Source organism: Gordoniibacillus kamchatkensis (assembly GCF_000829455.1).
Taxonomy (GTDB): Bacteria; Bacillota; Bacilli; order Paenibacillales; family NBRC-103111; genus Gordoniibacillus; species Gordoniibacillus kamchatkensis.
The window spans coordinates 48,191-62,229 of sequence record NZ_JXAK01000045.1 but is presented as its reverse complement, the minus strand read 5'-3'; the positions used below and the strand labels follow the sequence as shown (position 1 = coordinate 62,229).

10 protein-coding genes are annotated in these 14,039 nt (G+C 53.0%); 8 read left to right on the top strand and 2 right to left on the bottom strand.

Annotated elements, in window-relative coordinates; genetic code table 11:
* Positions 1–251: 251 nt before the first annotated feature.
* Both SD70_RS22780 and SD70_RS22775 read right to left on the bottom strand, forming a co-directional pair.
* Positions 252–1,079 (bottom strand): DJ-1/PfpI family protein, encoded by an 828-nt coding sequence (locus tag SD70_RS22780; protein WP_052487779.1) that lies wholly within the window; start codon positions 1,077–1,079, stop codon positions 252–254.
* A 21-nt stretch (positions 1,080–1,100) separates the two neighbouring features.
* Complete coding sequence (locus SD70_RS22775; protein ID WP_041049980.1) at positions 1,101–1,730, bottom strand: DUF2306 domain-containing protein; 630 nt, start codon at positions 1,728–1,730, stop codon at positions 1,101–1,103.
* A 444-nt stretch (positions 1,731–2,174) separates the two neighbouring features.
* On the opposite strand from SD70_RS22775, the gene SD70_RS22765 reads away from it, so the two are divergent.
* The 8 genes from SD70_RS22765 to SD70_RS22735 all read left to right on the top strand — a co-directional run bounded on the left by SD70_RS22765 (position 2,175) and on the right by SD70_RS22735 (position 14,037).
* Positions 2,175–2,861 carry a response regulator transcription factor gene (locus tag SD70_RS22765; protein WP_041049976.1) on the top strand — a complete coding sequence of 229 codons (687 nt, stop codon included), beginning with the start codon at positions 2,175–2,177 and terminating at the stop codon, positions 2,859–2,861.
* A 1-nt stretch (position 2,862) separates the two neighbouring features.
* Positions 2,863–4,194: a sensor histidine kinase gene (locus tag SD70_RS22760; protein WP_041049974.1), complete on the top strand. Its 1,332-nt coding sequence runs from the start codon at positions 2,863–2,865 to the stop codon at positions 4,192–4,194.
* Between the two features lie 340 nt (positions 4,195–4,534).
* Positions 4,535–4,993 (top strand): hypothetical protein, encoded by a 459-nt coding sequence (locus tag SD70_RS38445; protein ID WP_231571424.1) that lies wholly within the window; start codon positions 4,535–4,537, stop codon positions 4,991–4,993.
* Complete coding sequence (locus SD70_RS22755; protein WP_231571422.1) at positions 4,954–6,102, top strand: glycoside hydrolase family 31 protein; 1,149 nt, start codon at positions 4,954–4,956, stop codon at positions 6,100–6,102. Before SD70_RS38445 ends, SD70_RS22755 begins: the two co-directional genes overlap by 40 nt.
* A 41-nt stretch (positions 6,103–6,143) precedes the next feature.
* Positions 6,144–7,160, top strand: coding sequence for a LacI family DNA-binding transcriptional regulator (locus SD70_RS22750; protein WP_041049972.1), 1,017 nt, complete (start codon positions 6,144–6,146; stop codon positions 7,158–7,160).
* Positions 7,161–7,317: 157 nt separating this feature from the next.
* The gene (locus SD70_RS39400; RefSeq protein ID WP_052487778.1) at positions 7,318–9,945 is read left to right on the top strand and encodes a DUF4832 domain-containing protein; all 2,628 of its coding nucleotides are present in this window, start codon (positions 7,318–7,320) and stop codon (positions 9,943–9,945) included.
* A 24-nt stretch (positions 9,946–9,969) separates the two neighbouring features.
* Complete coding sequence (locus tag SD70_RS38430; protein WP_052487777.1) at positions 9,970–12,375, top strand: LysM peptidoglycan-binding domain-containing protein; 2,406 nt, start codon at positions 9,970–9,972, stop codon at positions 12,373–12,375.
* Between the two features lie 108 nt (positions 12,376–12,483).
* Complete coding sequence (locus tag SD70_RS22735; RefSeq protein ID WP_041049971.1) at positions 12,484–14,037, top strand: extracellular solute-binding protein; 1,554 nt, start codon at positions 12,484–12,486, stop codon at positions 14,035–14,037.
* The last annotated feature ends 2 nt before the right edge of the window (positions 14,038–14,039 follow it).

The window sequence follows — 14,039 nt, the reverse complement described above, 5'->3', positions numbered from 1 at the left end:
TCGATCCCTTAAGCGCCATCTAAACACTCATTGCATGTCATGAGGTGCTTTGCTATATGGGCCCGGAGAGAGAACTCGTGGGTTCGTTCCGCGCGCAGGGAGCCGATAGGCGGACGAGCACGCATCGAAATCTACCGCTAGGATCTGCATCGTCGAATAAGCTTCGTAAGCAAGTTTAATCAGGATTTCGTTATCCCCCTTGGTTCCTTCGCATCCTAGTCCGCCGCTGTTGCTATTATCGGATCGGTCTTTTACTTTTCGGCAGTACTCATTGAAATAGCAGACGGTTGTTTTTCTTCAGAAGCTTTTGGATTCGTATTAAAGTCGATCGGCGCGATGCCTTCCGCTCGCCACACAGTGCCTCTTTTCTCGTATTCGAATAACTTTTCTACGGCATTTGCGATCTGGGGCCCTAACTCACGATCGACCAAATACAAGGCTACGTCAAGTCCCGAAGTCACGCCTCCCCCGCTCACGAAGCGAGGACCATCTTCAACGACTCTTGCTTCAACCGGAATTGCACCGAGAGCTCCTAACGCAGTCATGCCTATATGATTGGTAACCGCATGCCTATCCTTCAACAAACCTTCCATCGCAGGCAGCAATGTACCTCCGCATACTGTAGCCACAGTGACTTCCTTATTGTTAAATGCTTGTCTCAACAAATCCGGTAAGCCTGTCTTCATAGCCTGCCTTAAAATATTCGGAATGGCATCTTCCGAATTTCCCGCCGGCTTGCCCGAAGCTCCAGGCACCAAAATAATTCCCGGACGGTTTGGGTCCAGTGCGGCTTGCGCTTCGAGGGCGGGCCCATTCAGACCGCTCGGGACAGAACGCTTGCCTTCCGCGGAAACCAATTCTACAGTAACAGCTCCTCCCGAGTACATTCCCGCCGCAGCAAATACTTCATAGGGTCCTAATGCGTCCAGCAGATCGAAACCATCGAATAATACGATTTGAACATGTGTACTTTTGTCCTTGGTTGTATCATTTTTCTCCGTTGTTTTCGCACTTGCTGCAGGGGCTACTAGACATAGAACTAGTGCCAGCGACATGAGTAATCTAAAAAGTGTTTTCATTATTATACCAATTCCCTCCGCTTAGCTTGATTGACCGATCGTTCTAATGATGACGTTAGGAATGAGCAGCAGCAGCACTATGGAGCCGTAAACGCCAATTGTATAGCTGGTAACGTAAATGAGACCGAATCCCTGATGAAAAAGGAAAGTGATGAGATGAATCGACATGTTCGTAAAACAAAAGGCGTAGCTTCGGATCATCCAGTTCCGGTGCCGGATGATGCGTTTCTTCTTTATTTGTACGAGTGCCATAATGGTAATAAGCAGCCATATCATATTAAGAGCATTGAATCCCATACTGCTTATTTTTCCTCCGGTGGCGTAAGGCGCCATGTATCCGGAAGTAATTACGACAAGAAGTACGGACACGAAATAAACGTAGCCGTTGATGCGATGGAATTTGTGGCTGTTTTCAAAGATTCGATTGGAAAAGTTAAGCAGCCCCGCTGCCATAGCGATGCAGGCAAACGCAACGTGAACGTGCATAACGTTTAGCCAGACCGGGAGATTAAGCTCGCGTTTTAGCCCGGTTTTATGGCTTAAGAATGCCCCGGCTCCGGGATCGATCATATAATTGACCACCAAGGCGTAGAGGATAAATAGAATACTGACGCAGGCTAAAAGTCCGTATAATGTTTTCCGCTTCTTCATGCGATTCTATTACCCCCGCGCTTCACTTGATTACCAATTCCCATTTGTGGGCTGAGAAACTCGCTTGCCTGTTAATTTGGATGCCGGCAGTATGCCGGCCCTGGCGGTCCCGATCATGTGATCTCCGCCCACGGTAACTTCGAATTTCAGATTTAAGCGCATGGGTTTCGTGATTTGCAGCGACCAAATCGGTATGTTGCCCTGAAAAAACGAGAATCCGCCCGTGTTCCATGCCTATTCAACCTCCTTCGTCCGCTTTTGCGGAGGACGAGCCATTACTCGCGATATTTGCCGTCCGTGTCCGCTAGAAGAATCATAACAAACGAATATCTCAAACGAAGTTGTAAAAAGGTCACAAAACTATAAACAATTCATCACAAAACATGGGATTACGTTCGTTCTTGCAGAAAAAATGATAAACTAGGACGCAAAGGTGGGATTTTCATGAGCGATGCAAGTACGATACTGGTTGTAGACGATGACCCAAGTATCGTCGAGCTATTGAGGGACTTTTTAGAGTACGAAAATTTTCGCGTTATAACCGCTAGTGATACCGCTCGGGCGTGGGCTTTGTTTGAGCAGAGTTCCATTCATTGTATTGTTCTTGACATCATGATGCCGGGACAAAACGGATTTGAGCTATGTCGCCGGATTCGGACGGAGAGTAACGTTCCTATCCTTTTCTTGAGCGCACGAAGCGATGATGTGGACAAGATTCGAGGGCTGTCGCTCGGTGGCGACGATTATATCGTCAAATCCGCTTCGCCCGGCGAGATCGTAGCCAGAATAAAAGCTGTATTGCGGCGTTCTGCGTCTCAGCTGAAAATAAATGAAAGAATATTGGATTTTGGCCGCATGAAGCTGAATCTGTCTACAAGAGAAGTGGTCGTGGATGGGAAGAATGTTGAACTCACGCCGAGGGAATATGAGTTGTTGCGATTATTTGCCGAACACCCCAGGCATGTTTTTTCATATGAACAAATACTTTCGAAATTTTGGGATGGGGTGGGCGACAGGCATACGATTCGGGTGCATCTCGGGCGGCTTCGCGAAAAGATCGAATCCGATCCGAATCATCCGCAATACCTGGTCAACGTATGGGGAGTAGGGTATCGCTTCGAGGGAGGGTAACATGCAAACACTTCGCATTCGTACGTTTACTGTGCTGATCTTCTTCATCATACTGCTAGTACCGTGGGTTTTCTTTGTTGCAGCTCACTTTATGGAGACCAAAACGCTCAGCTTCACAAAGAACGGGCCGCAAGATGAGATTCTGCAAAAACAATTGACCGAGACCGTGCATCTGATCGAAGAGGGTTCGGACCGATGGAGGGATCCGAACTGGCAAAACCAATTGCATAATGAGTTGCGCCAAGCGAAAATGGATGCGGTTATTCTATCCGCGTCAGATCAGGAAATTTATCGGTCTAATCCGGAGCGCCACGGCGCATTGTCATTAACCGAACGGTTCTCCGTCATAGAGGACGGTCATTTACTCGGAAAGGTCGTCATTTATCTTCCGAAGTCAAATGCGGTTCAGGTGATTTCGATAGTTGCCGGATTATTGGTAGCTTACTTTATTATCGGTGTTGAAATGCGAAGGTTTCTTCTTAAGCCTCTCGAAAGGATGAGCTATGCAGCCAGACAAATCGCTGCAGGAGATTGGGAGGTGGAGTTGCCAAGATCCAGGATCACCGAAATCTCCGAAGTGCGCGATGGATTCGAAGTGATGGTGAAGGGGATACAAAAAGCTTTTCAAAAACAAGCGGAATCGGAAGAAGAACGTCGATTCGTGATCGCAGCTGTCGCGCATGATTTACGGACCCCGCTCTTCGCATTACGAGGTTATTTGGACGGTCTGGAGCAGGGCATTGCCCAATCTCCGGATAAAATAGCAAAATATGTGGCGGTGTGTAGGGAGAAATCGGCGCAATTGGACCGGTTGGTAGAAGACCTTTTCACATTTACAAAGCTGGAGTATGTGGAGATGAATCTTCACAACAAGACGATTGATTTAAAACTCATTATCCAGCAATCGGTGGACAGTCTACGTCCGCTAGCTCGGCAAAAGAACATCTCGATCTCGAGCCATACTGCGGGCCACTGCTTCATTATCGGTGACATGCACCTATTGGAACGCGCGATGAACAATTTTTTGGATAATGCCGTCAGACACACACCCTCCTATGGTGAAATTGTTATTCAAAGTTATAAAGAGGGTAACAAAGTAAAGTTTACGATACGTGATACAGGGCCGGGCTTCTCTTCGGAAGAACTGCATCGAGTTTTTGAACCTCTATATCGCGGTGAAGCATCCAGAAATCGTTCAACTGGAGGCAGCGGATTAGGGCTGACTATTTCACAATCAATTATAAGGCGACACGGAGGCGAACTTGCCGCAGGAAACCACTCGGAGGGTGGAGCACTGCTAACAGGTTGGATACCTGCAGCTGTTCCGGATTAACAATTGACCTTTTCGTCAGTTCTACGCTTGCCGTTCATTGTGTGGATACCGTCAAATGCGCTTTAAAGATGCATTTGACGGTTTTTTCGTTTTAGAGAAGAACGATTTCAACAAGATGAGCTTTAAGCTGCCGGGGAACGTTAGTTAAACGACAGTTAAAAGGGGTATTCAATTGCAGTTCGGCGGCCGCTTGGTTCGCCTGTCCGAGCAGTTGTCCGAACTGTCTGACAGACGGGGGTTCCGCAGTCAGTGGAATGTTATTGACGAATCGGGCAAGTGATTCTAAAATAAATAAATAGTTTGCGCAAATTTTTGCGTACGAAAGCGAGCGTTGATGTCATTGAAAAAAAGCGTGGAGATCAAGCTGTTGCCCGGCGAAGTTTGGTGGGGCGGCGCCGTGCACGACGGGACGCGAATGCCTTATGGCGGGGCCGACGATGCCGTCGCGGTAAATCTGACGAACTTGCTCGAAAACTCGGGCGCGCCTTTTCTTGTATCGAACCGTGGCCGGTTTCTCTGGCTGGATCAGCCTTTTTCTTTTGTGTTTCGGTCCGGGATCATGTCGATCGAATCCGAAGAAGAGATCGTTCGGCATTCGGAAGGTTTTGCTAATTTGCCTGGTGCCTATCGTCAAGCATCTCGGCAGCATTTTCCCGCGCAAGGCGCATGCCCGATCCGATCGCATTCACGGCGCCCCAATATTGCACATGGATGGAAATGCACTATGAGCCGACGCAGGAAAAAACGATTGCCTACGCAATGGAGATATTGCGGAACGGTTTTCCGCCGGGCGTTCTGATTATCGACGATAACTGGATGAAGGACTATGGAACCTGGGAATTTCATGCCGAGCGTTTTCCGGATCCCAAGCGGATGCTCGATACGCTTCACGATTTGGGCTTCAAAGTGATGCTTTGGGTTTGCCCTTACGTAAGTCCCGACAGTCAAACGGCAAGGGCGTTAGATAAACAAGGACTTCTCGTTCAGGACAACGAGGGCCGGATGGCGCTCCGCCGCTGGTGGAACGGCTGCAGCGCAGTGCTTGATTATACATACCCTCCTGCGTTCGAGTGGTTCAAGGGCAGGCTGGACGAACTGGTGTCCCGCTACGGCGTTGACGGCTTCAAATTCGATGCCGGCGATCCGTCGGAGGGCGATACAGGCGTGTGGGCGACCGGGTATCGTTGGCGCGGTTCCGGCATTCCAAACGAGGACTGCGCGGCATACAGCCGGTTAGGTCTTCATTATCCGCTAAGCGAATATCGCGCCAGCTGGAAAGCCGGAGGCACCCCGCTTATGCAGCGGCTGCGCGATAAACCGCATTCGTGGGGGGAGGACGGTCTGAAGGCACTCATTCCGAACGCGATCGCCCAAAGTCTGATGGGCTACCCGTTTCATTGTCCTGACATGATCGGTGGGGGCTGGGATGGAGACTTGCGGACGACGCCGTTCGATGCGGAGCTGTTTGTCCGTTATGCGCAATGCGCCGCACTGTTTCCGATGATGCAGTTTTCTACCGCTCCCTGGAATGTGCTGGACGAGGAATATTTGGGCTATTGCAAGGATGCGGTTCGTTTGCGGGTCGCTTTGGGACCGGAGATCGTCCAGTTGGCCGAGGCCGCGGCAACGGCAGGAGAGCCGATGTTGAGGCCGATGGCTTTTGAGTTTCCGGATGAAGGCTGGGAGACCGTCAAAGACCAGTTCATGCTCGGCTCATCGATATTGGTCGCTCCGGTTCTGGAGAAGGGCGCGTCGGAGCGAACGATCCGTTTTCCGGAAGGCACGTGGAATGGCGAAGACGGAAGCCGGATAACGGGCCCATGTACCGTGTCCGTTGCAGCTCCGCTCTCCAGGCTTCCTTGGTATCGCAAGGAAAATCCGTTTGACTCCTTTTTGCGCAAATTTTAGAATGAAAGTGTGTCGATTTTTGCCTGAAGGGAGCCGCTCGAATGAAGCTGAAGGAAATTGCTGCCAAGGCTAACGTCTCGATCAGCACTGTATCCCGCATCATCAACAACCAGGGAAATTTCAGCGAAGATACGCGCCGCAAGGTGATGGATATCGCCAAAGAATATTTGAAACCGGGCGTTGCGCCGGCCAAGATCGCCGGCCTTTCGTATACGATTGCCGTATTTGTGCCGGAAGTCCACGATTTTGTGGACAACGATCCCGCCTCTTCGGCGGATTTAAGCCATCTCAAGGAAGAATTCGAATCGCACGGTCACCAGTTCCTGTTGGCAACACATTCGCGCGGCGCCCAGATGTCCGGCTCCGCTTATCGGCTGCTGTCGGACAACAAGATCGACGCTGCGATCGTATTCGATCCTTTCGTCGAAGACAAACTGGTCGACGAGCTTATGAGGCGGGGTATTCCCTATCTCGTGACGAACGGCAGGAGGTATGACCGGGTCCAAAACTATATCGATTACGATAACCGCAAGGGAGCCTATGAGGTCATACAGTATTTGTACCGGCTCGGTCATCGGACAATCGGCTTGATCGCGGGGCCGGAAGATCACCTTGTCAGCTTGAATCGGTTGGACGGCTGCAAGGACGCCTTCCGCGACCTGGGCCTCGCTTGGGACGATCGGCACGTTCAGGCGGGGGCGTTTGACCCGTCACACGGCTATCAAGCGGCCAAACAGTTGATCGGACTGCGGAGCGGGATTACCGCGTTGTTCGCCTTTAACGATATCATGGCCTTCGGCGCTATGAAGGCATTAGCCGAAATGAAGCTGAAGATTCCCAAGGAAATCTCCCTTATCGGGTTCGACGATCTTAAGCTGTCCGAATATATGATGCCGCCTCTGACGACCGTGAGACGATTCCGTTACGATATCAGCGGACTAATCGTCACTATGCTGACCGAGCTCATTACGAACAAGACGATTTCCGAAGTCAACATCAGCCTGAAGACGGAGCTGATCGAGCGCGAGTCGTGCGCTCCCGCGTCCGTCAAAGCATAATAGCGCCTCTCTTTCGCAAAGCAAATCGGCATTCGTAGCCGGTTTGCTTTTTTTCTGTTAAAAAGTTGGCAAGTTTCTTTAATTCTCGGCATCGCGTCGAGGGGGAGTTCATGACAGAATGAGGGAGAATCCACTATTTTGCCAAGGAGGAGAATGGATGAAGAAAAGAAGAATGGGACCTTTGCTGTGCGCAGCGGCGCTGTCTGCGTTCGTATGGAGCGGAGGGGGAAAGGGATCGGGAAACGAGGCGCATGCGGCGGTCGGGCCGATTACGGTCAATCTGACGGAATCGTCCGAAGCGTTTAAAAATCCGATCATGGGCTTTCGTCCGTCTCGTTATATCAATGATAGCTCGTTTGCAGATCGCGAGTATTCGGATATTTACAAGCAGTACATCAAGTACACGGATCTCGAGACGGACGCTACGGATTCGGTGCAGAAGATCATTGATTGGAGCAACACCGCTTGGGCAGGCATCGAAAACAAGAATATCAAGGTTGTTCCGCGCGTCGTCATCGTGTATCCGGGGACCGGGGAATATTGGCCGAACGGCGTGCCGCACGACGATCCTGTCAACGAGTGGTTGTCGGATACTTTGAAATCTCGTCTCGTCGCTTTCATCGGCAAGCTCGGGCAAGCATGGGATAACGATCCTCGCGTTGCCTTCGTCGAACTCGGCTTATATGGGAATTGGGGCGAAAACCACATCTATCCCCTTAAATTTCCCGACGGCACAGACCGTATCCCGCTCAGTTTCCAGACGGCGTTGGGAGATGCCTATACGGCGGCGTTCCACAACAAGAAAGTGCTCGTGCGCTACCCTGAAACGTTTACTGCGTACAATTTCGGCATTCAATGGGATTCCTTCGCACTACCGGACGACGCTGCCGGCGGCAACGGGGAAATTTCGCGGGACACGTGGCGGACGCAGATCAATAGCGGCGAAGTAGCTTACGATTGGGGCGATCAATCGAATCTGGGCGGCAGTCCGGATGGAACCCTCGGAGATACGTCCCATACGAACTACGTCATCGATTGGATCATGAACACGCATACGTCCAGTCTGGGATGGATTTCGGATTACACTTCAAGCAACTCTTCCGTCGAGGCGGGAGCGACCGCGATGCAGAAGGTGCTCGGCTATCGGTTCGTACTGAATCAGGCGACATTCTCGGGCAATGTGACGCCTGGAGGAACGATGAACGTTTCTTTCCAGGTCGTCAATAAAGGCTCTTCGCCTTTCTACTATAACTGGCCTGTCGAGGCCAGCTTGCTGAAGAGCGACGGAACTGTCGCGTGGAAAGGCTTGTTCCAAGCGGATATTCGAAATTGGCTGCCCGGCACGGGATGGAATAGTTCCACCCGTTCATACAACCAAGCGCCGACAACCAATACGGTGAACGGCGCGTTCACGATACCATCGAGCTTGCCGAACGGAACCTACACGCTGGCGCTGTCCATTCTGGATCCGGCGGGATGGAAGCCGAGCGTCCGTTTCGCCAACACGAACTACTACACGGGCGGCAGAACGCCGATCGGCAAGGTGGGCATCGGCATGGATCCCGCCGATCAAAACTTAGGGGCGTTTGCCGGCTTGAAGTCGGACAATACGTTAGGCTACAGCTTGCAAAGCGGTGCATACGACGGCGGAACAGGCGGCGGAGGGACCGCCGTTTCCTACGAAGCGGAAGCCTCGGGGAATACGCTTGCCGGTGGGGCGTCGACGGCGGCGTGCAGCGCATGTTCCGGCGGTTCGAAAGTCGGCTATGTCGGCAACAACAATGGCACGCTGCAGTTTAACGGAGTCAACGTGCAGACCGCGGGTGCCTATACGCTGGCAATATCCTATCTGAATGGAGACGCGGCGAGGTCGGCTCAATTGAGCGTAAACGGCGGCTCCGCAATCAGCTTGAACTTCCCGAGCACGGGCGGCTGGGACAAGGTGGGTACGCTGCAAACTTCCGTACAACTGAGTGCAGGGAATAATACGATTACATTTTCTAACGCAAGCGGATGGGCCCCGGACTTCGACCGGATCCAACTTGATACCGGCGGCGGAAGCGGCGGAGATACGCAGGCGCCGACCGTTCCGGCGAATGTCGCGGTTACGGCAACTACGGCCAGCAGCATTACACTCGGTTGGAGCGCGTCCACCGATAATGTGGGCGTATCGGGATACGATGTTTACCGGGACGGAACCTACGTTGGAACGACCGCTGCAACCACGTATACCGACAACGGTCTCTCTTCCGGAACGTCCTACAGTTACACGGTGAAAGCCAAGGATGCGGCAGGAAACGTTTCCGCAGCCAGCAATGCGACAACGGGGACGACGAATACCGCCGGGGGAGGCACGGCGCTTCTGCTGGACAATTTCGACAATTCGCCGGCATGGCCGGGCACCAACGATTTGGGTAAATGGACAGGCGCCAACGGCTTCGTGAACGACGCCGGCGTCATTGAGAACGGCGCTTTAAAGCTGCAGTACAACAACGCCGGATGGTTCGGCAGCGATGTCACGCAAAGCATAGCCGGATACACGAAGCTGATCGTGCGAATCAAGGGCGCGGCCGGAGGCGAGGAAAGCCAGTTTCACCTCATTCTCGGCGGCGTGGAGAAGACGCTGGGCGCTTTGAGCGGGGATACGGTGACGACCTCCTATAAAGATATTGCGATCGATCTGGCTGCGAACGGCATCAACCAGGCTTCTCCCGGACAGCTGCAAATGTCGTTCTGGTATGGCAGCGCCGGGACAGTGTGGATCGACGAGATTCGGTTCGAATAAACTACAGCGAGGAGGAAGATCTCGATGGGCCGTATGAAATTGAAATCGCTTTCTATTCACATTCTTGCTCTCTTGTTTGCAGCCGTTGGGGCGGCGCCAATCTCGAGTTCGGCATCGGCTGAAGCAGCGGGGGGCGCTTCGGTCATAGTCGACAATTTCGAATCCTATGCCGACGACGCAGCGCTTCAGGCGTCATGGAGGCTGGATTGGTCGGACAAACCGAATGCTGTTGCGATCTCGCTTGATCAGACGAGCGGCAGCAAAGGAATGAAGCTGACGATTCGGGATTCGTCGGCGACTTGGGCCAACATTGTGCATCCGATCGCGGATGCGGACAAGAACGCCTCCGCGTACGAAGGGGTGACCTTCTGGCTGAACAACGAATCGTCCGCTCGTCCTCTGGATCTCGGTATGGAACTGAAGACCGCGGAACCGAACGGTGCGTTTAACTTCAAGCTGATAGGATCGGCGCAAGGAAAGAGAGAAGGGGAGGATTGGAAGCCGCTGTCCTTGGGTGGGGGCTCCTTGCACGTGGATGCCGGGTTTAAAGGGTACGTTCACATCGCCTGGGACCAGTTCAATCAGGCGTCATGGCAATGCGGCAACGATCAGGCCAAATGTTCGGCCCCGCTAAAGACTGACAAGCTGACGGGCATTCAGTTCGGATATAATCCATCGGCGAACGCAGGCGACATCATCCATATCGACGATGTCGGTTTTTACGGAACGGCGGACGGAGGCGGAGCGGCGTCGAGCGGTCAGGCGAGCGGCGGCGGACTACCGGCTGCAAGCGCTCCGCAAGCGCCGGCGTGGGTTAAGGAGGGAGAGATGCGCAGCCTTGCCTATCAACCTGCTCCGATCGATAATCCGCTGAAGGGCTTCATGCCTTATTTGGATGCGGGGTCGGACGGTTTCTATAAGACGGGCGACGATTGGCGCAACCGCGCGACGCAAATGCCATACAGCATGGAGTACTTCTACGAGCCGCTGAACGGCGTCATGAAAGGGCCGAACGAGTTCGATTGGACGGACCTGGACAGACAATTAAACGCGATAGCTGCAAGAGGCCATCAAGCGGTGTTCCGGTTCTACGTGGACTATCCCGACAAGCCGACAGGAATTCCGCAATATTTGCTCGATGGCGGCCTGAAAACCCGCAGCTATTCCGACTTCGGCAACGGGACGCATGCGACGAGCTTACTGCCGGACTGGGACGACCCGAGGCTGAATGCCGCCTTCCAAACTTTTGCAGACGCGCTGGGCAAACGCTATGACGGCGATCCGCGCATCGGATTCATCATGGTCGGGCTTATCGGATTTTGGGGGGAGTGGCATACGTACCCTTACGATGGCTGGGAGCCTGTCACCGATGCGAACGGAAACGGCCTGAAGGATGCGCAGGGCCAACCTGTGCGCCAACCGAACCTGATGCCGTCGGAACAAAATCAGAAAAAAGTGCTGGATGAGATGGACCGGGCGTTCAACAAGACGAGGCTGCTCGTCCGTTACCCGGCAGCCAACGAAACGTATCGGACGAAAAACTACGACATTGGGTATCATGACGATTCTTTCGCTTTAGAAACACTGCCGTTAAGCATGGGCGGGCAAGATTGGCATTTCTGGGGCCGCACTCTTAACGCGGGGGATACGGACTTCTGGAAAACGCGGCCGATGGGCGGCGAGATGCGCCCGGAAATTCAGGTGGATATGTGGAACAACGACCCTCCGCGATATGACGATCCGGCGCATCCGATTGACGGCCATCAAGGAGAGGATTATTACACGAGCATGAAGCTTACGCACGTTTCTTTCCTGCTGAATCAAGGAGTATTTCAGGTGCCGCTGAACGGCGAGCCATTGAAGCGGGCGCTGGAGGGCTCGCGCCGCATGGGTTACGAGTACTACGCACCCAAAGTCTACTTGGACGGCAGCGACGGCAAGCTGAAAGTTGGCGCCGAGATTGAAAACCGCGGCGTCGCACCGTTTTATTATGATTGGCCAGTGGAGCTGGCGGCGAAATCCGGCGGAGAAACGGTGAAGGTTTGGAAGACCGATTGGAAGATCGGCGGCATCTTGCCGGATGATGATCGCAGCGTCAATCGCAAGGCGTTCCAAAGCTTGTTGCAGAGCGACGAGCTTGCGAGCGGCAGCTACGACATGTATTTGCGTGTCGTGAACCCGCTCAGCGCCATAACTTCCGAAGCGAACAAATTCATGTTCGCGAACGCGGAGCAAGATGAGGATGGCTGGCTGGCTCTGGGCAGCGTGACGTTGTCCGGCGGCACGAACGGCTCGTACGTCGTCCGTCCGGGCGACAACCTGTCCCGGATTGCCGCCCGGTTCGGAACGACCTGGCAACGGCTGCAGCAATTGAACCATCTGCATAATCCCAACTTGATCTTCCCTGGGCAAACGCTCGTCCTTCCGTAATATCCGGCGTTTGCGCCTCCGGTTCCGGCATTTCGGGACCGGAGGTTCATTATTTGAACAAGCCGTGTTATCGTATTGTTGTTGAGTGGCATTCGAGGGGGCTTGCATATGATCGGTAGAGCATTGCATCTGTTCGCGGTGATGGTTTTCTTGACGCTTTTCACGCTGATTGGTGCCTGCAAAGGCGTCGGCCCGTTCGCTGCGGGCACGCCCGACGCTTCGGAAGCCGTTTCGTCCGAAGGCGAAGATGGCGCTGGCGTACCGCAAACCTTCGTTACATTAAAGATGATCATGCCGGGCGACGAATCGGCCCGCATGCGGGAGTTCGTCGATAACGAGCTGAACGAACGGTTAAAGAAGGAATTGAATCTGAAGCTGGAATTGACCTATATCCCGTGGTCGGACTATCAATCGAAGCTCGAGCTCGCGCTGTCCACCGGCGAAGATTACGATTTGTTCTGGTACGGCACGCCGTTCGTGTCGGACTACAAGACGAAAGGATACATCCAGCCGCTTGATATGCTGCTGCAAAAGTATGGGCGGGATCTGACGGCAAACATACCGGCGGACAACTTTAAGCTGGATCAAATCGACGGGAAGCTGTGGGCGATTCCTTCCCAAGCCTTTACGTCGGCGGGCAAATTTACATCGGTCATGGTTCGCCAGGATTTGCTTGAGTCCGTCGGGATGAAGGCCATTCGGACGATATCGGATTTAGAGACGTTTTACGCCAACATGCATGCCGTGGACCCGAGTTATTACGGATATTTGGAAACGGAGCGCGGCCAAGACGTTCTATGGCGCGAGCTGTCGGATCGGCCGCTCACTTTCCTGGACGAGAACCAAATGTTCGCCGTGAACGAAAACACCGGAGAGCTGGTGAATTATCTCGAATCCGATCTCTATCAAAAGGTGGCGCATGTTCGGCAGCGATGGGCCGTCATGGGACTGATCGATAAAAATCTAGTGGGCAATCTGGCTGCCAATATCGATCAAGAGAACGCGGGCAAGCTGCTGTTTCGCGTCGGCGCCGTTTCCCGGGCGATGGAAAACTTGCAAACGGCGCAAAATGCGGATGCGGCGGCGAGGCTTAGGGAGTACTATCTGTCGCCGGACAAGCCGAAATATATCGCTGCCCCTTCCAACGAAGCGTATATGATTCCGGCGAAAGCCCGGCATCCGGAACGCGCCATGCGGTTCATGAACTGGATTCTGCAAAGCAAGGAGCATTACAACTTTATCATTTACGGCATAGAGGGCAAAGATTACCGGATCGAGAACGGCAAGATCAAACTGCTGACGAACGATCAGCTGATGTACGAGTGGATGTGGCGGAACAAAAAATATTTCATGGCACCGGAGAGTGTCGACGATTCCGTCGTGCAGGACATGATGCAAAACGACGATAACGCCAAAATATCGCGGATATTCGGATTTCATTTCGACCAGGAGCCGGTCAAGAAAGAGTACGCGAAATTGCTCGCGGTATATAACGAGAAGTTCGTTCCAATCAACATTGGAATCGTCAGTTACGAAAAGCAATACGACAGCGCGATCGCCGCGCTCAAGAAAGCCGGCTATGACAAAGTTTGGGCTGAGCTGCAGAAGCAATATGCGGCATTCCGGGCGAGCCAGCCGTCCCATGCGGGTCAGGAGGAATAAAG